At 65.1% G+C, this 26,215-nt stretch carries 23 protein-coding genes; 8 read left to right on the top strand and 15 right to left on the bottom strand.

Features of this window, described 5'->3' with window-relative positions; all coding sequences use genetic code 11:
• Positions 1-76 precede the first annotated feature (76 nt).
• The 4 genes from HL671_RS00650 to HL671_RS00635 form a co-directional block, all read right to left on the bottom strand.
• Positions 77-1,249 (bottom strand): ABC transporter substrate-binding protein, encoded by a 1,173-nt coding sequence (locus HL671_RS00650; RefSeq protein WP_012041048.1) that lies wholly within the window; start codon positions 1,247-1,249, stop codon positions 77-79.
• Between the two features lie 398 nt (positions 1,250-1,647).
• Positions 1,648-2,865 (bottom strand): ABC transporter substrate-binding protein, encoded by a 1,218-nt coding sequence (locus HL671_RS00645; protein WP_012041047.1) that lies wholly within the window; start codon positions 2,863-2,865, stop codon positions 1,648-1,650.
• A 51-nt stretch (positions 2,866-2,916) separates the two neighbouring features.
• Positions 2,917-3,240, bottom strand: coding sequence for a 2Fe-2S iron-sulfur cluster-binding protein (locus tag HL671_RS00640; protein ID WP_012041046.1), 324 nt, complete (start codon positions 3,238-3,240; stop codon positions 2,917-2,919).
• An 8-nt stretch (positions 3,241-3,248) separates the two neighbouring features.
• Positions 3,249-4,478: a cytochrome P450 gene (locus HL671_RS00635; RefSeq protein WP_012041045.1), complete on the bottom strand. Its 1,230-nt coding sequence runs from the start codon at positions 4,476-4,478 to the stop codon at positions 3,249-3,251.
• A gap of 77 nt (positions 4,479-4,555) precedes the next feature.
• On the opposite strand from HL671_RS00635, the gene HL671_RS00630 reads away from it, so the two are divergent.
• The 4 genes from HL671_RS00630 to atzF all read left to right on the top strand — a co-directional run bounded on the left by HL671_RS00630 (position 4,556) and on the right by atzF (position 9,326).
• Positions 4,556-5,062 carry a MarR family winged helix-turn-helix transcriptional regulator gene (locus HL671_RS00630; RefSeq protein WP_172235320.1) on the top strand — a complete coding sequence of 169 codons (507 nt, stop codon included), beginning with the start codon at positions 4,556-4,558 and terminating at the stop codon, positions 5,060-5,062.
• 327 nt (positions 5,063-5,389) lie between these two features.
• Positions 5,390-5,923 (top strand): DUF805 domain-containing protein, encoded by a 534-nt coding sequence (locus tag HL671_RS00625; RefSeq protein WP_041751208.1) that lies wholly within the window; start codon positions 5,390-5,392, stop codon positions 5,921-5,923.
• 112 nt (positions 5,924-6,035) lie between these two features.
• On the top strand, positions 6,036-7,310 hold the full coding sequence (locus HL671_RS00620; RefSeq protein ID WP_012041042.1) for an NAD(P)/FAD-dependent oxidoreductase: 1,275 nt from the start codon (positions 6,036-6,038) through the stop codon (positions 7,308-7,310).
• A 225-nt stretch (positions 7,311-7,535) separates the two neighbouring features.
• Positions 7,536-9,326, top strand: a complete 1,791-nt coding sequence (gene atzF / locus HL671_RS00615; RefSeq protein WP_172235319.1) for an allophanate hydrolase — start codon at positions 7,536-7,538, stop codon at positions 9,324-9,326.
• A gap of 39 nt (positions 9,327-9,365) precedes the next feature.
• On the opposite strand, the gene HL671_RS00610 is transcribed toward atzF, so the two are convergent.
• The 11 genes from HL671_RS00610 to ugpB form a co-directional block, all read right to left on the bottom strand.
• Positions 9,366-10,097 (bottom strand): GntR family transcriptional regulator, encoded by a 732-nt coding sequence (locus HL671_RS00610; RefSeq protein ID WP_012041040.1) that lies wholly within the window; start codon positions 10,095-10,097, stop codon positions 9,366-9,368.
• Positions 10,098-10,100: 3 nt separating this feature from the next.
• Complete coding sequence (gene hpxZ / locus HL671_RS00605) at positions 10,101-10,493, bottom strand: oxalurate catabolism protein HpxZ (RefSeq protein ID WP_012041039.1); 393 nt, start codon at positions 10,491-10,493, stop codon at positions 10,101-10,103.
• Positions 10,474-11,874 carry an AtzE family amidohydrolase gene (locus tag HL671_RS00600; RefSeq protein ID WP_041750295.1) on the bottom strand — a complete coding sequence of 467 codons (1,401 nt, stop codon included), beginning with the start codon at positions 11,872-11,874 and terminating at the stop codon, positions 10,474-10,476. Before HL671_RS00600 ends, hpxZ begins: the two co-directional genes overlap by 20 nt.
• Positions 11,875-11,884: 10 nt before the next feature.
• Positions 11,885-12,064, bottom strand: coding sequence for a DUF4089 domain-containing protein (locus HL671_RS00595; protein WP_012041037.1), 180 nt, complete (start codon positions 12,062-12,064; stop codon positions 11,885-11,887).
• Positions 12,065-12,076: 12 nt separating this feature from the next.
• Positions 12,077-13,903: a dipeptide ABC transporter ATP-binding protein gene (locus HL671_RS00590; RefSeq protein ID WP_172235318.1), complete on the bottom strand. Its 1,827-nt coding sequence runs from the start codon at positions 13,901-13,903 to the stop codon at positions 12,077-12,079.
• Positions 13,900-14,040, bottom strand: coding sequence for a hypothetical protein (locus HL671_RS00585; RefSeq protein ID WP_168167859.1), 141 nt, complete (start codon positions 14,038-14,040; stop codon positions 13,900-13,902). Before HL671_RS00585 ends, HL671_RS00590 begins: the two co-directional genes overlap by 4 nt.
• A 4-nt stretch (positions 14,041-14,044) precedes the next feature.
• Positions 14,045-14,941 (bottom strand): ABC transporter permease, encoded by an 897-nt coding sequence (locus HL671_RS00580; protein ID WP_012041035.1) that lies wholly within the window; start codon positions 14,939-14,941, stop codon positions 14,045-14,047.
• A complete protein-coding gene (locus HL671_RS00575) occupies positions 14,938-15,951 on the bottom strand; it encodes an ABC transporter permease (protein WP_012041034.1) in 1,014 nt (337 codons plus the stop codon). Before HL671_RS00575 ends, HL671_RS00580 begins: the two co-directional genes overlap by 4 nt.
• 147 nt (positions 15,952-16,098) lie before the next feature.
• The gene (locus HL671_RS00570) at positions 16,099-17,721 is read right to left on the bottom strand and encodes an ABC transporter substrate-binding protein (RefSeq protein ID WP_041750294.1); all 1,623 of its coding nucleotides are present in this window, start codon (positions 17,719-17,721) and stop codon (positions 16,099-16,101) included.
• A gap of 233 nt (positions 17,722-17,954) precedes the next feature.
• Positions 17,955-18,908 (bottom strand): aminoglycoside phosphotransferase family protein, encoded by a 954-nt coding sequence (locus tag HL671_RS00565; RefSeq protein WP_172235317.1) that lies wholly within the window; start codon positions 18,906-18,908, stop codon positions 17,955-17,957.
• Entirely contained in the window at positions 18,908-20,233 is a 1,326-nt protein-coding gene (ugpB, locus tag HL671_RS00560; RefSeq protein WP_172235316.1) for a sn-glycerol-3-phosphate ABC transporter substrate-binding protein UgpB, read from the bottom strand. The genes HL671_RS00565 and ugpB overlap by 1 nt, the downstream gene beginning before the upstream one ends.
• A 537-nt stretch (positions 20,234-20,770) precedes the next feature.
• Between ugpB and HL671_RS00555 the strand changes: the two genes are divergently transcribed.
• The 4 genes from HL671_RS00555 (at position 20,771) to HL671_RS00540 (ending at position 26,051) form a co-directional block, all read left to right on the top strand.
• A complete protein-coding gene (locus HL671_RS00555) occupies positions 20,771-22,762 on the top strand; it encodes a sensor histidine kinase (RefSeq protein ID WP_049795464.1) in 1,992 nt (663 codons plus the stop codon).
• Complete coding sequence (locus HL671_RS00550) at positions 22,732-24,477, top strand: ATP-binding response regulator (protein ID WP_012041029.1); 1,746 nt, start codon at positions 22,732-22,734, stop codon at positions 24,475-24,477. The genes HL671_RS00555 and HL671_RS00550 overlap by 31 nt, the downstream gene beginning before the upstream one ends.
• Complete coding sequence (locus HL671_RS00545) at positions 24,474-25,220, top strand: response regulator (RefSeq protein ID WP_012041028.1); 747 nt, start codon at positions 24,474-24,476, stop codon at positions 25,218-25,220. The genes HL671_RS00550 and HL671_RS00545 overlap by 4 nt, the downstream gene beginning before the upstream one ends.
• 219 nt (positions 25,221-25,439) lie before the next feature.
• A complete protein-coding gene (locus HL671_RS00540) occupies positions 25,440-26,051 on the top strand; it encodes a sigma-70 family RNA polymerase sigma factor (protein ID WP_012041027.1) in 612 nt (203 codons plus the stop codon).
• The last annotated feature ends 164 nt before the right edge of the window (positions 26,052-26,215 follow it).

Below are 26,215 nucleotides of genomic sequence, written 5' to 3'. Positions count from 1 at the left end.
GGATCTTAGAACGGAGATGTTTTAAGCTTCAAGCAAATTCCAGGCCGGTTCACGCTCCGGCCGGGAGTTCTTCTGCTTATTTCATCGGGCACTTGTCGTGGAAACGGTCCTGGTCGTTCTCGACGATGGTGGCGACCGTCTTCAGGGACAGCTGGCCATCGGCGTCCTTGACAACGTCCTGCAGGTAGAAGCTCTGGATCGGGATGTGGTTGTTGCCGAACTTGAACGCGCCGCGCAGCGACTTGAAGTTGGCCTTCTCCATCTCGGCCTTCATAGCGTCCTTCTTGGACGTATCGCCCTTGACCGCAACCACCGCGCTGTTGATCAATTGCGCGGCATCATAGGCCTGGGCGCCGTAATAGGTCGGGCGCAGGCCGGTGTACTTCTTGCGATAGTCGGCGACGAAGGTCTTGTTCTGCTCGTTCGGCAGGTCGTTGACCCATTCCTGGGCGCCGGGCACGCCGATCGCATTGTCCTTCTGCAGCGGCAGCGACAATTCGTCGACGGTGAACGCCGTATAGAGCGGCATCTTTTCCTTCAGGCCAGCCTGCACGTATTGATTGAGGAACTGCACGCCGGCCGCGCCAGGATAGAATACGAAGATGGATTCTGCGCCCGAGGCACGCGCCTTCGACAGCTCGGCCGAGAAGTCGAGCTGGCTCGGCCACACCGTATATTCCTCACCGACGATCTGGCCCTTGAAGGTGCTCTTCAGGCCGGCCAGCATGTCCTTGCCAGCCGCATAATTCGGGCCGATCAAAAACACCGACTTGACGCCCTTCTGGTTCATATAGAGGCCCATCGCGGCGGGCGTCTGGTCGTTCTGCCAGGAGGTCGAGAACACGTAAGGCGAGCACAATTCGCCGGCGAGCTGCGACGGCCCAGCATTGGCCGAGATCAGGAAGGTCTGGGAATCCACGGCCGTCTTGAGCGAGGCCAGCAGCACGTTCGACCAGATGTAGCCGACGATGAAGTCGACCTTGTCGGACTGCACCAGTTTCTCGGTCTTCTGCTTGCCGACGTCGGGCTTCTGCTGGTCGTCCTCGTAGATCACCTCGACCGGCTTGCCGTTCATCTTGCGGCCGAGATGGTCGAGCGCGAGCTCGAACGAATTGCGCATGTCGTTGCCGATCACCGCCGTGGGACCGCTGAACGTCGAGACGAAGCCGATCTTGATGGTGTCGCCGGCAAAGGCCGTGCTCGAAAACAGCAGCGCCGCGGCACCTGCCAGCCAGAAGCTCGTCTTCATGATCTTCCCTCCCCTCATCACGTCGTTCTTATCGTTGTTACGTCACTGGCACGCGGCAGAGCGACAAGCGGCGACGTTTCGTCGCAGCGCTTCATAGCACGATCGTCGTTTCGCGCACCCTCGATCCATGCACCATAATTCCCGGAAACGGGCAAAGGCAAGAACTATAGTGCCTGTTAAGGATACTGCAGCACAGTACAGTCGGCCGCAGAGGCAAAAGCCCAGGAGGGGCGAGATCACGCCCAGGAGCCGTCATGGCCGGGCGTGTCCGGGCCATCCACGTCTTTCGAGGACCGCCGCACGACGTGGATGCCCGGGACACGCCCGGGCATGACGGAGCAACTGATCAGCAGTTTCAGATGTCATGTGCTCTTCCGACGGGGTGAAGACGAACCGCTCTACTTCACCAGCGCGCACCCACCGTCCGCGATCGGCCGAAACGCCTGGTCGGCCGGGATCGTCGAGACCAGCCGATAGTAGTCGTAGGGATATTTCGACTCCTCGGGCTTTTTGACCTCGAACAGGTACATCGGATGCACGACGCGGCCGTCGGCGCGGATGGTCACGTCACCGAACAATCTGTCCTTGCCCTTCACCGTCTTCATCTGAGGTACGACGTCCTTGGCATCATCGCTGCCGGTCGCCGCGACGGCGTTGAGATAAGCGAGCGTGGAGGCGTAGACGCCGGCCTGGTTGCCGCTCGGCATCTTGCCGTTCATGCCGGGACGCGCCGCGAAGCGCTTGGCGAAGGCGCGGGTGTCGTCATCCATGTCCCAGTAGAAGGCTTCGAGCAGCTGCAGGCCCTGCGCCGCCTTCAGGCCCATGCCATGGATGTCGTTGATGAACAGCAGGAAGGCGACCAGCGACTGGCCGCCCTGCTGGATGCCGAACTCGGACGCCTGCTTGACCGCGTTGATGGTGTCGCCGCCGGCATTGGCGAGCCCGATCACCTTGGCCTTCGAGCCCTGCGCCTGCAGCAGGAACGAGGCGAAGTCTGTGGTGCCGAGCGGATGCTTGGCCGAGCCCAGCACTTTGCCGCCATGCTTCTCGATGTAGCTGGTGGCTTCCGCCTCGATGCCCTGGCCGAGCGCGTAGTTGACCGTGATGAAATACCAGTCCTTGCCACCGCGCCCCATCATCGCGGCCGCCGTGGTGTTGCCGGTCGCCCAGGCATCGTTGACCCACTGGATCGTATTCGGCGAGCAGGCCTTGCCGGTGAGATCGGAGCTCGCGGTGGAAGAAGCCAGGAAGGTCATGCGGCTGTTGCGCAGGAGCTCGTTGACGGTGAGCCCCACGGCTGAGTTGGGCACGTCGACGACAGCATCGACCTTGTCGACATCGAGCCATTTGCGGACGATCGCCGAGCCGACATCGGCCTTGTTCTGGTGATCGGCATAGACGATCTCGACCTTGATACCCTTGCCGCCACCGTTGAAATCCTCGGCCGCCATGCGCGCGGCCTCGACCGAGCCCATGCCGTTCGTGTCCTGGAAGATGCCGGAGATGTCGTTGAGCACACCGACGCGCACGACATTGTCCGAGATCTCGCCGGCGGATGCTGCCGCCACGCCGAACGATGCGACCAGCGCGAGCGCACACGTCTTGAATTGCGTCATGATGTTCCTTCCCCTCTTGCTTGTTTTCATTGTTGTCGGTGCCGAAAGAAATCAGCTCTGCCGGTCCGGAATGCGGACAACGAGCCCGGCGAGCGCCGGCTGCACCTTGATCTGGCAGGACAGCCGGCTGTTCGGCCGGCGCTCGGCCGCGGTGCCGTCGAGCAGCGCATCCTCGTCGTCGGAGACCGGCTCGAGTTTCGAGGTCCAGGCGTCGTCGACATAGACGTGGCAGGTGGCGCAGACGGCGTTGCCGCCGCATTCGGCGACGATGCCGTCGACGCCATGGGTGAGCGCAGCCAGCATGACGGTGGCGCCGTCCTCGGCTTCGACCGTCTCGCTGCGGTTGTCGGGATGAATGAAGGTGATCGTGGTCATGGGACAGCTCAGGCTGGAGTGAAGGTGACCGGCAGGCTCTCCAGCCCGCGCAGCGTGTTGTTGTAGCGGCGCTTCGGCTCGTCGCTCATCGTGATCGCGCCGACTTTGCGGGCGAGCGCGGTCAGCACCGCCTCGCCTTCGAGGCGCGCGACGAGTTGGCCGACGCACATGTGGATGCCGGAGCCGAAGCCGACATGGCCGGAGACCTTTCGGGTGATGTCATAGCTGTCCGGCCGCTCCCAGCGGCGCGGGTCGCGGTTGGCCGCGCCCAGGAACATCAGCACCTTCTCCCCTTCGGGGATCACGACACCGCCGAGTTCGACATCGCGCGTCGTGGTGCGGAAGAAGGTCTGCACCGGACTTTCGAAGCGCACCGCCTCCTCGAACGCGTTGCGGGCCAGCGCCGGGTCGGCACGTAATCGCGCCCATTGATCGGGAAAACGGGCGAGGCAATAGACCGCGGCGCCGATGCCGTAGACGGTCGTGTCGAGGCCGGCTGAGAGCAGCGAACGCACCAGCAGCGGCGCCTCGGCCGGCGTGATCTCGCCGCTGTCGCTGAAGGCGTGGATGCAGGCGCCGAAGCCGCCCGGCGTGAGATTGTCGCGCTGGCACTGCGCGGTGACATAGGCCTGATGCGGCGCCGAGCGCTCGATCGCCTGCTGGCGCAACTCGTTCGGCGGCCCGAACGCGTTGAACACCAGGCTGGCATAGGGAATGAGATGCTCGCGGCCCTCCGGCTGGAGGCCGAGCGCATCGGGGAACACCGACAGCGGATAGGCTTCGGCGAGATCGGGAATGGCGTCGAACGAGCCGCGGGCCACGAGTTCGTCAACCTTGGCCTCGGCCGCGGCCATGAAGCCGTCGCGCAGCCGCTTCATGACCGCCGGCGACAACACCTTGCTCAGCACCGCGCGCGTGCGCGTATGCGCCGGCGGATCCGCCTCCAGGATCAGGCTCGGCGGACGCCACGGCGTCTCCTTGGCGAAGTCGCTGAGGCCCACGCCGCGGCTGGAGCAGAAGGTCAAGGGATCGTTCAGGACCGCATAGACCTCGGCATAGCGCGCGACGCCATAGACATTCCATCGATCGAGGTAGACCACGGGGGCCGCCTCGCGCATCTGCTGGTGCGCAGGATAGGGATCATCGAAGAACGAGATCGCAAACGGATCGATGCCGAGATGCGGAATCGCGGGCGGCGACGTGCCGGCCGCGCCTGCGGAAAGACCTGGTGGGTTCATGCGTTGCTCCCGAAGTTTGGCCTTGTCATGCGGCTTTTCCTATCCCTATGACTGGCGATGCATGGACGTTGGGGGTCATGAGCGAGAAAATCAGAACGCCGCGCAAAGCGCCGCCGCGCGAGCCTGAGGAACACGGCCTCACGCTCGACCTCGACCGCTATGTGCCGGCCTTCATCACCTTCATCGCCAACAAACTGTCGAACAGCGCGACCGCGTTCTATCAGCGTAATTTCGGTGTCAACGTCACCGAATGGCGGATCATGTCGCTGCTGGCGATCGAACCCGGCATTCCGGCGTCGCGCATCTGCAGCGTCATCGGTTTCGACAAGGGTCCGGTCAGCCGCACCCTTGCGCTGATGAAGGACCGCGGCCTGATCGCGATCCGCAACGATCCGCAGGACGGCCGCAGCCATTCGATATCGCTGACGGCCAAGGGCCGCGCCACCCATGACAAGGTCATTGTCGCCGCACTGGAGCGCGAGCGGCGACTGCTGGCATGTCTCGACAAGAATGAGCAGGAGATGCTGATCGCGCTGCTCCGCCGCATTCACGACAATCTCGACGCCGTCACCGGCGCGAGCTGAGCCGTCTCGGATCGATCGGTCCCGGAGCGGATCACCGCAGCTTGGCCGCCTGTCGGCGCGCACGCAAGCGATCGCGCCTGCCGCGAGCAGGCAGCGCATGACGTTTCCATTCCCTGTGCAAGGCGCAAGCCCTCCTGCGCCTTCTTTTCTTCACGGTTCGAACGTTCCACATATTGGTTGCTTTGGCAACTATAAACTTTGCAGCGGAGGGACCGCTGCGGCGCGATGTCTCAACTTTTAGCCATCCGCGAAGGCGGCCGGAAATGTCGCGTTGCTACGACTGTCGATCAGGTCCGCCCGTTGCGGCGCGGAATGCGGGAGCAGCGGATGTTGGGCTTCTTCTTCGGTTTCAATGCGCGTCTCGGACGGTTGCAGTACTTCCTGGCCTCTCTCGGCCTCGGGGTCGGCTCGGCGATCGTTGCGACCGTGGTGGTCGTTGCGCTGGCCGCAATTCCCAAAATGCCCGGCCTGGTCCTGGGCGGGACGATCGTGGTGCTGATCGCCCTGTTCCTGTGGGCGAACGTGATGCTGCAGGCGATGCGCTTCCGCGACATCGGCTGGGACCCGGTCTGCGTGATTCCGGGCTGGATCGCCGCCATGGTGCTGGATTATGTCGTCGCCGGCCGGTTTCCAGACTATGCGTTGCCGGGATCACACCACGGCACATGGGTCGGCGCGCTGATCAATCTCGGCCTCAGCATTGCGCTGCTGTTCTTCCCGAGCGGCGCCGACGACGCATCGTCCGGCGGCCCCTCCATGACCCGCACGCCACCGACGTCGGGCCGCGGTAGCCGGGTCCCGGCCACCGAGGCGCGGCTCGCGCGCATCACCGGCGGCGACGCCGGCCGCGGCCTCTACTGATCACGCCGGCCCGATAGTCGGGCGCTATCGCACCATAGCCAAGACGGGCTTGAAGCAACCCAGGCTTGGCGTGTTGAATTGAAGCCGGGGCGCAGCAGCGAGAACCAGCTTCATGACGGGTCAGGCCCAGAATCCGCATCACGTGGTCATCGTCGGCGCCGGTTTTGGCGGCCTCGAAACGACGTACCGGCTGGCCGGCGCGCCCGTCCGCATCACGCTGATCGACCGCCGCAACCACCATCTGTTCCAGCCGCTGCTCTACCAGGTGGCGACGGCCTCGCTGGCGACCTCCGAGATCGCCTGGCCGATCCGGTCGCTGGTGCGGAACCGGCCGGAGGTGACCACCCTGTTCGCGAGCGTCAAGGGCATCGACGCGGCCGGCCGCCGCGTGCTGTTGGAAGACGACACTGACGTCGCCTATGACACGCTGGTGCTCGCGACGGGCGCCCGCCACGCCTATTTCGGTCATGACGAATGGGAGCCGTTCGCACCGGGCCTGAAGACGCTCGAGGACGCGACGACCTTGCGGCGGCGCATCCTCGTCGCATTCGAGCGCGCCGAGCGCGAGCGCGATCCGGCCCGGCGCGCGGCCTGGATGACCTTCGTGATCATCGGCGCAGGGCCCACCGGCGTCGAACTCGCCGGCACCATCGCCGAGTTGGCGCGCTCGACGCTGCCGCCGGATTTCCGCAGCATCGATACCCACGAAGCCCGCGTGGTGCTGATCGAGGCGGGACCGCGGGTGCTCGGCGGCTTTCCGGAAGACCTCTCGGCCTACACGCTGACGTCGCTCGAGCGCATCGGCGTCGAGGTCGTGCTGGGCCAGGCGGTGACCGAATGCACGGCGGACAGCGTCGTCTATGGCGGCAAGCGGCTGGATACGCGCACCCTTATTTGGGCGGCCGGCGTGCGCGCCTCGCGCGCGGCGGAATGGCTCGGCGCGCCGGCGGATCGCGCCGGCCGTCTGCAGGTCGCGCCGGACCTCACCGTGCCGGGCCACCCCGAGATCTTCGCCATCGGCGACACAGTGACGATCGCCGCCTGGAACGGCCAGCCGGTGCCCGGCATCGCGCCGGCCGCGAAGCAGCAAGGCCGCTACGTCGCGGAGGCGATCAAGGCGCGGCTTGCCGGCCGCACGCTGCGGCCGTTCCGCTACCATCACGCCGGCAGTCTCGCCCAGATCGGCAAGCGGCTCGCGGTGATCGATTTCGGCTGGATCAAGCTGCGCGGGGCCCTGGCATGGTGGATCTGGGGGCTCGCCCACATCTATTTTCTGATCGGCCTGCGCAATCGGCTCAGTGTCGCCCTGAGCTGGCTATGGATTCACGCCCGCGACCAGCGCGCGGCCCGCCTGATCACCCAGGGCAGCAGCAAGGTGATGGATTGAAGCCGATTATTATTTAGGCAAATCGCCTGCTTCGCAGGACAATTCTGCCAAGCTCGTGCCGAGCGGTTGCTGCAAATCACTGAAAACGAACAATTTTCAACGAGCTGCCAGTTCCGGCCAATGTACACAATGGCACGTGGCTTGCTACGTTCGCAGCAGGATCGGCGAAGCGGAGCGCAAGGACATGGCAAGCCAGACATCGGGCTCTCGACGGCGGAGCGCTTCGTGACCGAAACCGTCGCCGAGATCGTCGCCGCCCATCGGGCCGGCCTGACGACCCCCAAGGATACGATCGCACGCTGCTACGCGCGGATTCGCGCGCATGATGACCCTGCCATCTTCATCAGCCTGCGCGACGAAGCGGATGCGATCGCCGAGGCGCAGCGGCTTGCCGGCCAGGACGCCGCGGCACTGCCGCTGTTCGGCGTGCCCGTTGCGGTCAAGGACAATATCGACGTCGCGGGACTGCCGACGACAGCCGCATGCCCGGCCTTTGCCTACACGCCGACCCGCGATTCCACCGCAGTGGCGCGGCTACGCGCCGCCGGCGCCATCATCATCGGCAAGACCAATCTCGACCAGTTCGCCACGGGCCTCGTCGGCGTGCGCTCGCCCTATGGCATCCCGACCAATCCGGTACGCGGCGATCTGGTGCCGGGCGGATCGAGCTCCGGATCGGCGGTCGCGGTCTCGGCAGGGCTCGTGCCGCTGTCGCTCGGAACGGATACGGCGGGCTCCGGCCGCGTTCCGGCCATGCTCAACAACATCGTCGGGCTGAAGCCGAGCCTCGGCATGATTTCGACCGCCGGCCTGGTGCCGGCCTGCCGCACCCTCGACTGCATCTCGGTGTTCTCTTTAACGGTCGATGATGCGGTCGCAGCGCTCGACGTCATGGCCGCGCCGGATCCGCTCGATCCGTTCTCGCGCGACCGGCCGCTCGGCGCGATGACGGCATTTCCGCGCGGCGTGAAGCTCGGCATTCCCCGCCCGGGACAACTGATCTTCTTCGGCGACAAAGCCGCCGAGGCCGCTTACGGCGCCGCCGTGGCGCGCTTCGTCAAGCTCGGCGCCGAACTCGTCGCATTCGACCTCGAGCCGTTCTACGAGACGGCACGGCTGCTCTATGAAGGCCCCTGGGTCGCCGAACGCTATCTCGTGATCCGCGATCTCCTGGCGTCCGATCCCGACGCGATCCATCCGGTGACGCGCGAGATCACCATCGGCGGCGCACGCGGCAGCGCGGCCGACACCTTCGCCGCGCTGTATCGGCTGCAGGCGCTGCGCAAAGTGGCCGAGCGCACCTTCGCCGCTGTCGATGCGCTGGTGCTGCCGACCGCGCCCACCGCCTACACCACTGCGGAGGTGCTGGCCGATCCGATCCTGCTCAACAGCCGGCTCGGCACCTACACCAATTTCGTCAATCTGCTCGATCTGTGCGGACTGGCGGTGCCGGCTGCGATGCGCAGCGATGGCATTCCGTTCGGCATCACGCTGCTGGCGCCGGCCGGACACGACGCCGCGCTCGCGAGCCTCGGGCGCGCCTTCCATGCCGACACCGCGCTGCCGGTGGGCGCCAAAGCGACACCGCAGCCACCGCTCGCGGCCGTATCGCCATCGCTACATGGCGACGAGATCGCGATCGTGGTGGTCGGCGCGCATCTCTCCGGCATGGCGCTCAATCACGAGCTGACCCGTCTCGGTGGCCGTCTGCTGGAAGCAGCCAGGACCGCACCGGACTACAAGCTCTATGCGCTGCCGACCACGCCGCCCAAGCCCGGCATGCTGCGCATCGAGGCCGGCAAGGGGGCGGCGATGGAGGTCGAGCTCTGGGCGCTGTCAGCCGCCGGCTTCGGCAAGTTTGTGGACCTCATCCCGCCGCCGCTGTCGATCGGCACGATCCGGCTCGCCGACGGCCGCAGTGCCAAGGGCTTCCTGGTCGAGCCTGCAGCGCTTGATGGCGCACGCGACATCTCGGAGTTCGGCGGCTGGCGCGCGTATATGGCGCAGAAGAGCTGATCGACGTTAGTTTAGCACCGTTATTGCGGTGGAGCTCGTCTACACCGACACCGCGTAAATCTCGTACTCGCCGCGCACCAGCTCGATATGGGCTTTCATGGCGCTGGCCGCGCCAGCCTTGTCGCCACGCAGGATGGCCACGACGACGCGATCGTGTTCGGCATGCGACTTGGCGAGGCGGCCGAGATTGCGGAACTGGGCCCGGCGGAACGGCTGCACGCGCACCCGCGTCGCCAAGGTGATCTCGGCGATATAGGCATTGTGCGCGCCGGCATAGATCGCGTTGTGGAAGCGCTCGTTCACCTCGTGGAAGCGCTCGGGATTGCCGGCATGGCTGAGATTGCGCAATTCCTCGTGAATGGCTTCGAGCCGCTGCCGCTCGACCGGCGTCATACGTTGCGCTGCGAGGCCGGCGCACAGGCCTTCGAGCTCGGCCATCGCCTCGAACATCCCAGTCAGCCGATCGACGGAGGGCCGCGCCACCACTGCGCCGCGATGCGCGCGCGCCTCGATCAGGCCGGATGCCGCGAGCTGGCGCAGCGCTTCGCGCACCGGGGTGCGCGAGACGTTGAAGCGCTTGGCGATCTCGGTTTCGTCGAGCGGCGCACCGGGCGCCAGCGCACCGCGCACGATATCGTCGGCGAGCTGCAGGCGCAGCTCCTCCGCGCGAGTGATCTTTGCGACCGCTGGCGGCGCGCGATCGGCGCGCGGCCCATCAGGATCGCGGGCGGGCCGCTGCTGCGTCCGCGGCGGAAGATCGTCCAGGCTCATGCCTCAGCCGCCTTTTGCTTCATCGATGATGCTGACATGGGCAGCGACGATTCTCCAGCCCTCCGGGAACCGAACCCAGGTCTGCATCTGGCGCCCGACCTTGCCGGGCGCGCTGTCGCGATAGAACAGGGTCGAGGCCACCGCAGTGTCGCGGCCATAGGCGGTGATGATGGTGCGCGCGGTGCGCCGCATCAGGCCCGCCGGCGAGCGCGCGGCGCGAAAGGCCGCGATCTCGCCATAGCCGTACAAGTTCTCACCGATGCCGTAGCGCAAGGTGCGGGCGTCCTTCCGGAACAGCTCGTCGAGCACGGCGACGTCGTTGCTGACGAGCGCCTGTTCATAGCGCTGGAACTGCGCCGTGACTTCGGCAACGACGTCAGGCAGATCGACTTCCATTCTCCAGGACTCCTCTCGGGGCCGGCGCAGCGGCGACGCCACGCTGTTGCAAGGCGTGGGCCACGCGCAATGCGACATGTTCGCACCAGGGCGCAGCGATAATCTGCACGCCGATGGGCATCGGCTCGAGCGGAATCGGCACGGCGACGACCGGGAGCCCGATGAACGAGATCGGCTGCGTGTGGATGCCGATATTTGCGCGCACGGGCAGCTCGACGCCGTCGAGCATGAAGGTCGCCTGCCCGAGCTTCGGCGCGATGCAGGGCGTTGCCGGCGCGATCAACACGTCGACCGATGTGAACAGCTCCAGCACCTTGGCGCGATACCAGCGACGGAACTTCTGCGCGCGGTCGACCAGCGGCGCCGGAATCATCGCGCCGGCGATGAGACGGTCGCGCACCGCCGGATCGAAATCATGAGGGCGCGTGCGCAGCCGGTCGAGGTGCAGCGAGGCCCCTTCGGTGGTGCTGATGACATAGGCCGCAGCGCGGGCGCGCGCGGCTTCCGGCACCTCGATCACCTCGGTCACCTTCAACGCCGCCGCAACACGAGCGACCGCTTCGGCGGCTTCGGGAAACAGGTTCGTCTGGAAGTGACCGCCAGCAAGGCCGATGCGCAAACCGTCGAGTTCTTGCGACAGCAATCCGGACACAGGCTCCGCAGGGCGCGTCGTGCACGCGGCGTCGTCCGGATCGGGCCCCTGCATCGCGTCATAAGCGAGCGCGAGATCCTCGACCGAGCGCGCGAACGGGCCGAGATGATCCAGGCTCATCACAAACGGAAACGAGCGCGCGCGCGACAGCCGGCCATAGGTCGGCTTGAGACCGAAGATGCCGCAGAACGACGAGGGCACGCGGATCGAGCCATTGGTGTCCGAGCCGAGCGCGATCGGCACCAGGCCGCCGCCCACGGCGCTGCCCGATCCGCCCGACGAGCCGCCGCTCATCCGTGTCGGATCATGCGGATTGCGCGACGGGCCATCATGCACGTTCTCGCCGGTGAAGTCGTAGGCGTATTCGCCCATGTTGAGCGCGCCGACCAGGACCGCGCCTGCGGCCTCCATGCGCGCGATCAGCGTGGCGTCGCGTGCGGCCGGCGCACGGTCGCGGTTGATCTTGGAGCCTGCACGGGTCGGCAGCCCCTCGACATCGAACAGGTTCTTCACGGCGAACGGCACGCCAGCGAGCGGGCCGACAGATTTGCCGGCCGCGATCGCCGCGTCGATCTCAGCCGCCTTGGCGCGTGCGCGCTCGGCCGTGACATCGGTGAAGGCGTTCAGCACGCCATCGCGCGCAGCGATCCGCGACAGCGCGGCCTCAGTCGCCTCCTTGGCGGAGAGCTTGCGGGTGGCCACCGCGGCGGCGATGGCGCTCGCGGTCATGTCGGCAGGATCAAGCGGTGAAGACACTGGCAGGCTCGGCTTCATCAGGCAGGGGGAATTCGTCGACCAGCTTCGCCATTTTCAGCGACACGTCGAGATTGGCGCGGATCGCCGGACGCCAAGCCTCTTCGATCGGCAGCCCCAAGGCGCGCCCGACCGCGTCGATGTAGTCATCCCATGGCTCGGCCATGCACCTCTCCCCTCAATGCACCGGCAGCGGCGGATGCGGAATCGCGGTCAGCAGCTCGCGCGTATAGTCATGCTGCGGATCTCCTAGCACACGTTCGGAGCTGCCTTCTTCGACGATTCGACCCGACCGCATCACGATCACACGATCGCACAACAGCCGCACCACGTTCAAATCATGGGAGACGAACAGATAGCTCATGCCCAATTGCTGCTTGAGGTCCTGCAGCAGATTCAGCACGACCGCCTGCACGGAGACGTCGAGCGCCGCCGTCGGCTCGTCGAGGATCACGAGCTTCGGGTGCAGTGCGATCGCACGTGCGATGCCGACGCGCGCCTTCTGGCCGCCCGAGAGTTGATGCGGAAAGCGGTCGAGCAGGTTGAGCGGCAGACCGACCATGCGCGCGAGCTCTTCGCACCGCCCGCGCAGGGCGTCGCGCCCCTTGATGTCGCCGAGTTGCAGGATCGGATCGGCGATCGCACGCGCCGCGGTGAAGCGCGGGTTGAGGCTGTCGGTCGGATCCTGGAACACCATCTGGATGCGGCTGCGCAGCGGCAGCCGGGCGAAGGCCTGCGGCAGGATGTTGCCGATCTCCTCGCCGTCGAAGCTGATGCGGCCCGAGGTCTGGTCGAGCAGACGCATCACCATCATCGACGTGGTCGATTTGCCGCAGCCGGACTCGCCGACGAGGCCGACGCTCTCGCCATGGCCGACGGTGAAGCTGATGCCATCGACGGCACGAAACATCTCGGGCTCGACCGCCGGCTTGCGGCCGAACAGTCTTGACAATGTCGGCGATCCACCCTGGCGCGGATATTCCTTGATGAGCTTGTCGATGAGAAGGAGCGGCCGCGCAATTCCGGCACGCGCCTCGTCCCTCCCGCACTGCTCGTCCGCACCACTTCGCTCGTCCCCCCCGGGCTTGACCCGGGGGTCCATCAGCTTCGACGACTCTTGCGCAACGGGATGGATCGCCGGGTCAAGCCCGGCGATGACGGACTGTGCATTGGGCGACGTCTCCTCCTCCGGCAGCAGTTCGCGCAGGGACACGCCGAGACGCGGCGTCGCACGCATCAGCTTGCGCGTATAGGGGTGCTGCGGGTTGGCGAAGATGTCGGCAGCCTTGGCGGTCTCGACCACCCGCCCCTTCTCCATTACGACGACGCGGTCGCAATAGGCGGCGGCAAGTCCCAGATCATGCGTGATCAGGATCGTCGACATGCCGCGGCTCCTGGTCAGCTCGACGACGAGATCCATCACCGCCTTCTGGGTGGTGACGTCGAGGCCGGTGGTCGGCTCGTCGGCGATCAGAAGCTGCGGATTGCAAGCCAGTGCCAGCGCGATGACGACACGCTGGCACATGCCGCCGGACAATTCGAACGGATAGGCATGGTAGCGCTCGCGCGGACGGGCGATCTTGACCTGCTCGAGGGCAGCGATCGCCTTCTCCCCGCGATCGCTGGCCGCGGCCTGCGCGTGCTGCTTCAGCACATCCTCGATCTGCTGGCCGACCTTGCGAATCGGATTGAGCGCTGCGCGCGGGTTCTGAAAGATCATCGAGATCTCGCGTCCGCGCAGGTCGCGCATCGCGCTCTCGTCGGCCGCCTTGACGTCGACGCCGGAAAACATCACCGAGCCCTCGGCAATCCGGCCTGCACGGTCGAGAATGCGCATCACCGCATACGACGTCACCGACTTGCCCGAGCCGGATTCGCCGACGATCGCCAGGGTCTCGCCCTTGGCAACGGAGATGTCGACATGCTGCACGGCCTTGACGATGCCGCGACGGGTGGAGAACTCCACGGTGAGATCGCGGACATCGAGCAGCGGCTGGGCGGTCATGATGCTCTCCAATCACACAGACCGTCATGCACGGGCTTGACCCGCGCATCCGTCAGACTGACGAAGGTTTGCTTGAAGGGATGGATTGCCGGGTCAAGCCCGGCAATGACGAGGTTATTCCTTGGCAGGTAGCTCATCGCCTTACGTCCTGCGCTGCGGGTCGGCGATGTCGCGCAGGCCGTCGCCGAGCAGGTTGAAGCAGAACACCGCGATCATCAGCGCGAGGCCGGGAAACAGCGCGATCCACCATTCGCCCGACACCATGAAGGAGGCGCCCTCGGCGACCATGATGCCCCATTCCGCGGTCGGCGGCCGCACGCCAAGGCCGATGAAAGACAAGCCGGCGGCATTGAGAATCGCGTAGCCCATGGTGAGCGACATCTGCACGATCATGATCGGCATGATGTTCGGCAGGATATGACCCAGCAGAATGCGCATCTCGCTGTTGCCCGACAGACGCGCCGCCTGCACGAAGCCGGCGTTGCGGCGGACATTGGCCTCGGCACGCGCCACACGGGCATAAAGCGGAAAGTTCACGATCGCGGTGGCGATGATGATGTTCTGCACGGTGTTGCCGAGCGCGGCCACGATCCCCATCGCCAGCACGAACAGCGGGAACGCCATGATAGTGTCGGCGATGCGGCCGACGATGCGGTCGGTCCAGCCGCCGAAAAAGCCGGCCGCGACTCCCGCAAGCCCGCCCATGAAGAACACCAGCGCGACCGAGGCGACCGCGATGAACGTATCGAGCCGGGCAGCCACCACGACACGGCTGAAGATGTCGCGGCCGAGCTGGTCGGTGCCGAACCAATGCGCCGCAGACGGCGGCTTCAGCGCCGACGCTGTGTCGCTGGCGAGCGGATCATACGGCACGATCCACGGACCGAAGATCGCGGCGAACAGGATCAGCACCAGCAATCCGAAGGCAAAGCCGGTGACCTTGTTCTCGGCGAGCACATAGCGGGTGTGCCCGATCAGGGCGGCCAAGCCGGAGGTGCGGGCGACGGCGGGTTCGACGGTCGGCGCGACAGAGCTCATCCTTCCAGCCTCACACGGGGGTCGATGACGCCATACAGAATGTCGATGACCAGGTTCAGGAGGACGTACATCACGGCCATCGTCAGCACGAAACCCTGCACCGGCGCGAAGTCGGAGGCGATCAGCGCCTCGACCGCGTAGGAGCCGATGCCGGGCCACGCAAACACTTTCTCGACCAGCACGTTGGCGCCGAGCAGGAACGAGAACACCATCGACAGCGTGGTGATGACCGGCAGCATCGCGTTCCGGAACGCGTAGGTCACCGTGACCGTGGCGGGTGACAGGCCGGAGGCCCGCGCCGTCCGCACGAACTCCGACGACAGCACCTGCAGCATCGAGGCGCGCGTCATGCGCGCGATCGGCGCGAGCGAAAAGATCGCCAGGGTCGCAGCCGGCAGGATCAGCTGGCTCAGCGCGGAACGGAACGCCTCGGCGTCGCCTGCGATCAGCGTGTCAATGAGATAGAAGCCGGTCACGGCGTTCGGGGCGCTATAGAACACGTCGAGACGGCCAAGCGGCGCCGGCGACCAGCCGAGCCGGAAATAGAACACGTAGACCAGCACCAGCCCGGTGAAGAACACCGGCAGCGAGACGCCCGCAGTGGTGACGACACGGCAGGTGTGATCGATCCATGACCCCGGCCGCGTCGCGGCGAGCACGCCGAGCGGCAGCGCGATCGCGACCGACACGAGAAGACCGAGCAGGGTGAGCTCGGCCGAGGCCGGCAGGCGGTTGCGGATTTCGGTCGCGACCGGCTGGCCTGTCGTCAGCGAGCTGCCGAGATCGCCATGGGCGAGATCGACCGTGTAGCGGAAGAACTGCTCGACCAGCGGCTTGTCGAAACCGAGCTTCTTGCGAATCTGCTCGACGGCCTCCTTGGTGGCCGCAGGACCGGCAAAATACGCCGCGGGATCGCCGGGCAAGGCGCGCGTCAGCAGGAAGGTGACGATCACGACGCCGATCAGCGAGGGAATCGCGAAAGCGAGGCGCTTGGCGATGAGACTCAACATGTCGATCGCTCCGCGCACTTGGCCTGCGGATGGCGCATAGAGAGTGGCGAATAGCGGTCCAGAGCGCTCGGCTGCGGATCATCCTCCCTTAGCATTCGCCGCTCTCCATTGCCCTATTCGCTGCTCGCCACTCGCTCCTCGCCCATCTCACCCCTTCACCAGCGCACGATAGTCCAGCCGGCGGTGGAACCAGTACTGATAGCCGGAGATGTTCTTCTGCATCGCGACGTTGACGAAGGGCTGGTACAGCGGGATGCGCGGCACCTCGGCGAAAGCCAGATCAACGAAACCCTTCACGTCGGCATCGTAGGTCGCCTTGTCGCCGGTCGCGGCGGCGTCGCGCGCGCCGTTGATGAGCCTGTCCATCTCCGGTGACTTGTAGCTCATCGTGTTGAACACGGAATTGTTGCCGTGATAGCACCAGTAGAAAAAGTACTCGGGATAATCGAGCCAGCCCGAGAAGATGTTGGTGAAGAGCGGCATCTCCTTCTTGTTCAGCTCGGTGCGCCAATTGGCGCCGGGCACCTTGTTGATCGTGGTCTTGATGCCGAGCTGGGCGAGGCTTTCCTGCACCAGCACGCACAAGGGCTCGTTGACCTGCGCGAAATTGAGATCGAAGGAGATCGTGGTCTCGAAGCCGTTGCCGTAGCCGGCCTCGGCCAGCAGCGCCTTCGCCTTCTCCATGTCGGTGGCATATTTGGTCGGCTGCGGCCACGCCACCTCGGTGGCCTTGTCGGCGGCAGCCCCGAACATCGGATTGGCGAGGCCGAACATCACGGCATCGATAATCTTCTGATAGGGCATCGCATAAGCGAGGGCCTGGCGCACCTTGGGATTGTCGAATGGCGGTTTGGTGACATTCATGCCGATGTATTGAATGCCGTTCGAGATCGGCAGCGAGACCACGCTCAGCTTGCCGTTCGCCTTCATCTCCTGGAAGTCCTTGTTCGGCAGCTCATAGGAGATGTCGGCGTCGCCGCGCTCGAGCAGGGCCCGCCGGTTGCCGGCCTGCGGCACCATGCGCCAGATCACGCGCTTGATCTTCGGCAGCGGCCCGCACACCCAGTCGTCGTTGCGCTCCATGACGACTTCGGTGCCGGCGGTCCACTTCGTCACCTTGTAGGCGCCGGAGCCCGCGGTCTGCTGCTTGGTGAATTCGAGGCCCCAGGGATCCTTGTCGGTGGCGTTCTTCTTCACCAGTTCCGAGTTGACGACGCAGGGTACGATCACGGCGAGATCGGGGATCGTCAGGCGATCCTTCTTCAGGAAGTCGACGCGCACCGTGTGGTCATCGACGATGACGAACTGTTCAGGCTTGGTCAGCGAGCCCGCGCTCATCTGGAAGGTCGGAAAGCCGCCGACGCTGACGGCCCGGTCAAGCGACCATTTGACGTCCTTCGCGGTGACCGGCGTGCCGTCGTGGAATTTGGCATTCTTCCGCAGCCTGAAGGTCGCGGACATGTCGCCGATGGTCATGTCCTCCGCAAGTTCGGGCTTGAACTTGTCGCGGTCGTAATACGGCACGCCGCCCGGGCCGCTTTTCATCTCATGGCTGATCAGGCGGTCGTAGCAGTTCCAGGAGACCTCGTAGCCCGGCACGTTGGTGCCCACGCCGTGAATATCGAGATTGTTCGGCCCGCCCTCGGACACGATCAGCAGCGTCTCGGATCGCGCATCGGCCTTCGCAGCGGACATCACCGCGGGCGCCACGGGCAGCGCGGCGCCGGCAGCCAGACCGGATACGGACTTCAGAAAATCGCGACGCTTCATCAAATGCTCCCACGGAATACAACCGACGGGGCAAGAGGTCGCAAGCTTCGTGCCAATCCACCATCATGGCTAAGTCATTGAAAATTCGAGATACGAGTTGCCGTCTCTGGGCTCCCCCCGGAACAATTGCATACAAAGCTACAGAATTGCATAGTTATTGAGCTGACGCTGCCGACCGCGTCGAATCTACGCACCGGCTGCAGGCCGCCTGCTGAGCCACCTCTGGTGTCAGATCACTCCGGCCAGATCAGCGCCTGCAATGCGTCGAAAGTCCCAGCCCGGAGCGGCCAGTCAGGAATGGCGATGTGCCGGAGCGGATCGCTGGCCTGATGCAGCAGCATCAGAAGCAACAGCCGCCGCTTCAGCTGCCAGGTGACCTGACCCGGAGCCAAGCCATAGCCTTCGAACAAGGCGCGCATGCGCGCCGCGTGCCCAGCCGCGAGAAACGCGCTCGGCCCGAGCAGGTCGTATTCACCGAAACCGGTCATGACGTCGCCGAAGTCGAACAGGCCGCTCACGCGCCAGCCATCGCCGACAGGCGAGAGCATGAAATTCTCAGGAATGTACTCGCCGGTGAGAATGACGGACTGCGGATCTCGCGGCAGCTCATCGACGGCTTCGTTCAGCAGATCATCCAGGACTGCAAGCAGCGCCTGCGGCAGCCCGAGCCGCTGATGGCGGGCGCGGCACCCGGCCAGCTGCATCTGCAGGAAATCAGACCAGCGCGGGCCGAGCGTGAGCAGTTCGCCTGGCGAGACCTGTTGCACATCGGCGATCAGGCGGCCGAGCTGCCGCAAGAGACGCGGCTTATCCGCTTCTGCAAGGAGCGGCCAGACCTCCGAAGCAGCAACACCTTCGAGCCGGCTCATGATCAGATAGGACCACCCCTCGCATTCACCATGATGCAGCAGCTCAGGCGTGGCGACATCACCGACGCGACCGCCGAGGACGCGCAGCGTTGCGCGCTCCGAGAGAAACTTGGCCCGATGGAAGGACGGAAAGATCTTCAGGACCAGTTGGTCGTTCAATGCGGCGACGAGATTCGTTCCCGCCCCGAACGGCACCAGCTGCGCGCCGTCGTAGCCCTCAGCGCGAACGATCTGCTGTGCGGCCGGCAGCCAATGCGCCTCGTTGGCACGCAGGCGCTTGAGCTGCGCAACATCGGCAATCGGCGGCAGCGTCGTCATCAACGATCCGGGCTGGCGCGCTCGAACTGGCGCAACAGACGGTTGCCGCGCTCGACGGCGGCGTCGAGCGCGGCGTGGGCCGACTTGCGGCCGCTGAAGGCCTGCTCCATCTCGTCCTCGATGGCGTCGCGGATCAGCACGAAGGAGCCGAGCCGAAGCCCGCGCGAATTCTCGGTCGGCGGATGCAGCGTCACCTGCTCGATCGAGATCGCGGTGCCGGGATTGCGATCGTAGAACCCTTGCGCACGCGTGAGATCGAACGCGGCCTGGGTGATCGGCAGATAGCCCGTGTTCTGATGCCAGGCCGCCTGGATGTCCGGCCGCGACAGATAGGCGAAGAACCTGGCGACCCCCTTGTACTCGGCGGCCGGACGGTCGCGCAGCACCCAGAGCGTTGCACCGCCAATGATCGAGTTTTGCGGCGCACCGGCGACATCGGGCCAATACGGCATCATGCCGTAACCAACCGCGAATCTCGAATTCGCCTTGATGTCGGCACGTGTCGCCGAGGACCCGATGAAGATGCCGCATTCGCCTTTCTGAAAGCGCGGCTCGGCCGCCTGGCCGCGACCGCCGTAATCGAAGACCTTGCTCTTCTGCCATTCGGCAAGCTGAGCGATATGGCGGACGACGTGGGGATTGTTGAAGATCAAGGTGGCGTCGAGTCCCGCAAAGCCATTGGCCCGCGTGGCGATCGGCAAATTATGGAAGGCAGAAAAGTTCTCGATGTTGATCCAGGCCGGCCACGAGGTCGTAAAACCGCAGGCCATGCCGTGCTCGCGCAGCCGCTTGGCCGCCCTGCCAAGCTCCGGCCACGTCTTGGGAGGGACATCGGGATCGAGCCCAGCGGCACGAAACTGATCCTTGTTGTAGTACAGGATGGGGGTGGAGGCATTGAACGGAAACGACAGCATGTTGCCGTCGGCATCGGCGTAGTAGCCGGCAACCGCCGGCAAATAGGCCGATGGCGAAAAGGCTTCCTGCTCGTCCTGCATCAGCTCGAACACGGGATAGATCGCGCCTTTGGCTGCGGTCATCGTGGCCGTTGCAATCTCATTCACCTGCACGATCGCCGGCTGGCTCCGCGACCGGAACGCAAAGATGGCGGCGGTGACGGTCTCCGTGTACGTCCCCTTATAGGTCGGCTGGATATGATAGTCGTGTTGCGACGCGTTGAAATCGGCTGCGAGCCTCTCGACCTGCTTGCCGAGCTCCCCCGACATCGCGTGCCACCAGATGATCTCGGTCGCGGCCTGAGCCGACACCGCCCCGAGCGCATTGCAGAGCAAGACAACGACGCAGAGAAGACGCAGGACGATCGTCACCGGAGGCCAACTCCATTTCAAATAATCAGCTGCTAAAATAAGCAACCGCGCCCCATGCCTAAACCCCATCCGGCCGGCCCGGCGAACTATCAACCAACAGCTGCAACAACTTATGAACAAACCATTGACGCGTATCGCACACGCGTCAGAGTGGCCTTATAGCACCTGTTCGTGGACGCATTGAACCTTTTCATCGTCAGGCCGACCTCAACAGCAAGGGGAACATGTTGCCTGTGTACCGCGCCTGCCTTCCGCGGATCTCGATCATGAACGTGACGCCGGTGTGGAGACGGGGCGGGACGAAAGCGGAGCGTCGTATGCTGGCTGCGCGCGGCGGCCGTCACGGCTGCCAGTGTGCAACGCGATTGGCTGCGCTGCACCATGCAGGTCCAACGCCGCGAGTGCCGCGTCCGCCTCGGTTCGCACCGGGCAGCGCGAGGTAACGTCGTGGAACCAGCCGAGACGCGGAGTTCCGTCGGACCATCGGTCAGCCTGATCGCATCGGGCCGGGCCAGGGTCGTTCGCGTGCTGCGGGCGGTGCCGATCCGTTGGCGTATCCTGTCCATTGCCGCCCTCAACTCCGCTGTCGTGATCGTCCTCGCGGCGCTGATCTGGAACGGAGCGAAGGTGCTGGGAACCGCCTGGGACGATGTCCGCCAGGTCCGCGAATCCGACAAGGTGCTGGCACTGCTGGAAAGCGAGACCAGCCGGCTGCAGAACCTCATTCACCGCTACATCAATCAGCCAAGTCCAGAGCTGTTCGCCGAGATCCTGCTCTTGCGCGAGGCGGTGCTGGGCACCCTCACCACGCGCGCGTCGACCGACCCGATGCTGTCGGGATCGGCCGAAGAGCTCGAACGCGTCACGGTGCGCTTTCTCGACGGTTTCGGCGAGTTGCGCAGCCTGCAGGCGACGATTGCCAAGACCTATGACGAGGAGGTGCTCGGTCCCGCCCGAGACATCGCCGGGCTCTATTCGGTGATCGAAGGCGCGACCGGTCATCGCGACGCGCAGATCTGGCCATCGCTCGGCAAGTCGCGGGAGGCCTTCACCGCGATGCTGGTCGCGGCCAATTCCTACTACCTCTCGCTGGCCCCGGCGTCGGCGGAGGATGCGCGCCGCAACACCGAGACGATCGAGAAGACCATTCCGGTGATGTCGGAGCTTGCCGACAACGACCTGCAGCGCCTTGCGCTGCAGCGGCTGTCGGCCCGTACCGCGGCGCTCCGGGAAGGCTTTTCCAAGCTGACCGGACAGCTGACCAATCGCACGGAATTGCTGCGCAACACCATCGACGCCAGTCAGGCCGAAACCATCGCCGCCATCGACGGCCTGTCGGTGAAGATGCGGCAGCATGAGCAGAAGGCCCAGGCGACCTTCGATCGGACATTGAGCGATATTTCCCGACGCGTGCTGTCGATCGCGGTGATCTTTCTCGGCATCATCCTGTCCGCAGGCGTGCTGATCGCACTCTCGATCCGCCTGCCGTTGCAGCAGATCATGGCGTCGATGCGCGCGATCACCATCGGCGACTACGACCGAAAGGTTCAGGGCACCGAGGCGCGCGACGAGGTCGGTTCGATGGCCCGCGCCGTCGAGATCTTCCGCCAGAACGCGATCGCCAAGCGCAAGACCGAAGACGAGCTGCGCAACGCGAAGGAGAAGGCCGAGAGCGCCCTGCTCGAGCTCAATGCCGCGCAACGGAATTTGATCGATGCCGAGCGCCTCGCGGCGCTGGGAGGGCTGGTCGCCGGAGTGGCGCATGAGGTGAACAATCCGATCGGCATCAGCCTGACGGTGGCCTCCAGCTTTGCGCGCCGGGCGGAGATGTTCGAAGCGATGCTGAAGTCGCCGGAGGGTGGCCTGCGGCGATCGCAGCTCGAGGAATTCGTGCGCTCCTCACGCGACGCGTCCGAACAGCTGGTCGCCAACCTGCAGCGCGCCGGCGAGCTGATCCAGTCGTTCAAACAGGTCGCCGTCGACCGTTCGCATGCCGAGCGACGGACTTTCATGCTGGGCGAGGCCACCGACCAGATCATCACGAGTCTGAAGCCGGTCCTCAAGCGGGCGGCGATCACGCTTGCGGTCGACGTGCCCGAGGGGCTGCCGATCGACGGCTATCCGGGGTCCTATGGCCAGATCCTGACCAATCTGTTTCTCAACGCGGTCAACCATGCCTTCGCCGACGGCCGCGCCGGCACCATCTCGATCACCGCGCGGCCGCGCGGCGCAGATGACATCGAGATCATTTTTGCCGATAACGGCGCCGGCATGACGCCCGACGTGCAGCGCCAAGCCTTCGATCCGTTCTTTACCACGCGCCGGAATGAAGGCGGGACGGGGCTCGGGCTGCATATCGTCTACAATCTGGTAACGCAGCAGCTCGGCGGCCGCATGATGCTGGAGTCCCGGGTGGGACAAGGCACCACCTTTCGGATTACCATGCCGAGGGTCGCCAAGGGCGGCGCCGAGACAGCAATAGGTGACGGAACGACGCAATGGCCGAACAGGACGATGTCCTCCACCTGATCGAGGATAGCGGAGTTGACCAGGACGACCATTCGGCCCGGAAGTGGAAGATCGCCGTCATCGACGACGATCATGCGGTGCATGAGGGCACCCGCTTTGCGCTGTCCGACTACAATCTGAACGGACAGGGACTGGAGATCCTGTCGGCCTATTCCGCAGCGGAAGGCCGCACCCTGATGCGGGAGCATCCGGACGTCGCGGCCGTGCTGCTCGACGTCATCATGGAAACCGACGTCGCCGGCCTCGAGCTCGTGGAATATATCCGCAATGAGATCCGGAACGAGACGGTGCGCATCATCCTGCGCACGGGACAGCCGGGCCAGGCGCCGGAGCGACGGGTCATCGTCCAGTACGACATCAACGACTACAAGGCCAAGACCGAGCTCACCGCCGACAAGCTGTTCACCTCGCTGACCGCGGCGCTGCGCAGCTATCAGCAGCTCGAGCGCATGGTGCAGACAAGGCGCGGCCTGGAAATCATCATCGACGCCGCATCGACGCTCTACGACTTCAAGTCGATGCAGCGGCTGGCGGAGGGCGTGCTGACGCAGATGGCGTCGCTGCTGAACGTCGATTGCGCCGGCATCCTGGTGCTGCGCGACGACGGCAGCCAGGCGGAGGATTTCTCGGTGCTGGCCGGCTCCGGCTGCTACAGCCGCTTCTCCGGCGCGGCGACCTCGCGCGCGCTCGATCCCGAGCTGCGCGACATGGTCGAAGCCGCGTTCCGGCAGCGCGCGAACGAGTTCGCCGACCAGCGCACCGTGCTCTATGTCCGCACCGGCTCCGGCCGCGAGGTCGTGGTGCTGCTTCAGGCGGAGCGGCAACTGTCGGAGACCGACCGCTCGCTGGTCGAGATCTTTTCCAGCCGGCTGTCGATCGCCTTCGACAATGTGATCCTCTATCAGCAGCTGCACGAGGCCAACACCCAGCTCGAAGACCGCGTCGCCCAGCGCACCCGTGCGCTGATGCAGGCCAATCGGCGGCTCTCGGCACAGTGGCTGCGGTTGCAGCGCGCCAACGGCTTCAAGAACGAGATCCTCGGCACCGTCGCCCACGACCTGAAGAATCCGCTCGGCGTGATCCTCGGCCGCACCGAAATGCTGACCGAGCTGATCGCGACCGGCGCCTCCAGGGACGGCGTCACCACGCAGATCGAGCACATCCGCGACGCCGCCAAGCGGCTGACCTCGATGGTCGACCACCTGATCTCGGATGCCATGGCCGATGCGTTCGACATCACCATCCGACGCGAGCCGGTCGACATCGCCGCGCTCGTGCGCGAAGTGGCCGAGGCCAACCAGCCGCTGGCGCTGAACAAGCAGCAGGTGATTGCGGTGTCGGCGCCGCCGCATCTGTCGACCATGTGCGACATCGATCGCATCCGCGAGGCGATCGACAATCTGCTCAGCAACGCCATCAAATACAGCCCGATCGGCGGCAGGATCACCGTGAATGCCGCAGATGATGGCGACAACACTTTCATCGCCGTCACCGATGAGGGCGCCGGCCTGTCACCGGAGGATCTCGGCCGGCTGTTCGGCCGGTTCCAGCGGCTGTCGGCAAAACCGACCGCCGGCGAGAGCTCGACCGGCCTAGGCCTGTCGATTGTCAAACGCATCGTCGACATGCATGGTGGAGAGGTAACGGCCAAGAGCGATGGGCCGGGATCGGGGTCAACCTTCACCATCACACTGCCTGCGGCCGAGTTGTCATGAGTCAGAGCCAGCACATCATCATCGTCGACGACGAGGCCCCTGCCCGGGAGATGGTGGGCGATTACCTCAAGATGCACGGCTTCACGGTGACCCTGTGCGATGGCGGAAAGAGCCTGCGCAGCGCCATCGACACCGGGCCCGCCGATCTCGTCGTGCTCGACCTCAACATGCCCGAAGAGGACGGTCTGTCGATCATCCGCGACCTCAAGGGCCGCACCAACATCCCGGTCATCATGCTGACGGCGACCGCCAGCCCCATCGACCGCGTCGTCGGCCTTGAGCTCGGCGCCGACGATTATGTCGCCAAGCCGTGCGAATTGCGCGAATTGATGGCGCGGATCCGCTCGGTCTTGCGTCGCAGCGGCCCGGCCAAGGCTGCCGCATCCGCCAGTGCGGAGGTTGTCGAGGCCAAGGCCAAGGATCCGCAGCTGGTCCGATTCGGCACCAAATGGCTGGACCTCGACGCCCAGGCGCTGCGCGACGATGAAGGCAATGAGCATCCGCTGACGGCCTCCGAGTTCGGCCTGCTCAAGGTGTTCGCGGCCAATCCGAAGCGGGTGCTGTCGCGTGAACGGCTGCTGGAACTCGCCAATGCCAGGGATGCCGAGGCGTTCGACCGGGCCGTCGACCTGCGAATCATGCGGATCCGCCGCAAGATCGAGCCCGATCCGGCCAAACCGGCCGTGATTCGCACCATCCGCGGCGGCGGTTACCTGTTTTCGCCGGCCGGCGAGAAGGCCTGAAGCGGCCGCGAACCGTCGGTCGCAGCCGGACCGCAGTTCCGTATATTGGAATCGGGCACAATTCCGCCACGTGTGTTTCGCGATGTGCGGCACGACGAAACATTTCTTCGCTGCGACGAAACCATTTTCCCATTTTCGTGCAGACGTCCCGAAACCGGCACTCCGTAACAATCCGCCCCGTCGAAACGCCGCAAGGGGGCGGCGGAACGGGAGAGTGCCATGCAGAACGTCGTTGCCATCAATTCCGCTGCCAGCCAGGGCATCATCGCGGCCCAGGCGACCACGGACGACATGCTCCTTGAGAGCATTGCCGATGGCGATCGCACCGCGATGCATACGCTTTATGCGCGCCACAATGTGCGGGTCTATCGCTTCATCCTGCGCATCGTCCGCGACACCACCATTGCCGAGGACCTCGTCAGCCAGGTGTTCCTGGACGTCTGGCGCACCGCCAAGCAGTTCGAGGGCCGCTCGCAGGTCTCGACCTGGCTGCTGTCGATCGCCCGCTTCAAGGCGCTGACCGCGCTGCGTCAGCGCCGCTTCGAAGACATCGACCAGGACGAGGTGCGCGAGATTGCCGACGACGCCGACACGCCGGAAACCTCGCTCGAGCGCGCCACCACCAGCGCGATCCTGCGCGCCTGTGTCGCCAAGCTGTCGCCGGCCCATCGCGAGATCATCACCCTGATCTACTATCATGAGAAGTCGGTGGAGGAGGTCGGCCAGATCATCGGCATCCCGCAGAGCACGGTAAAGACGCGCATGTTCTATGCCCGCAAGCACCTTGCCGAACTCCTCCGCGGCGCCGGCGTGCACAGCATCGCCGCCTGAACGTTGATGACCGTCGGGGCTGCGGTCCCGGCGGGTTCCCGTGACGACACCAAGAAAATCGCCGAACGAAACAATTGAAACAATCGGCGAAATCACCTCGAAAACTTCGGCCGCTACAAGATCCCCCATCGACCGAGCGTCAGTCCCCCAGCTGATCTCGGTTT

The organism is Bradyrhizobium denitrificans (assembly GCF_013179005.1).
GTDB classification, from domain to species: domain Bacteria; phylum Pseudomonadota; class Alphaproteobacteria; order Rhizobiales; family Xanthobacteraceae; genus Bradyrhizobium; species Bradyrhizobium denitrificans.
The sequence above is the reverse complement of the archived record's forward strand: the minus strand, read 5'-3'. Positions and strand labels throughout refer to the sequence as shown.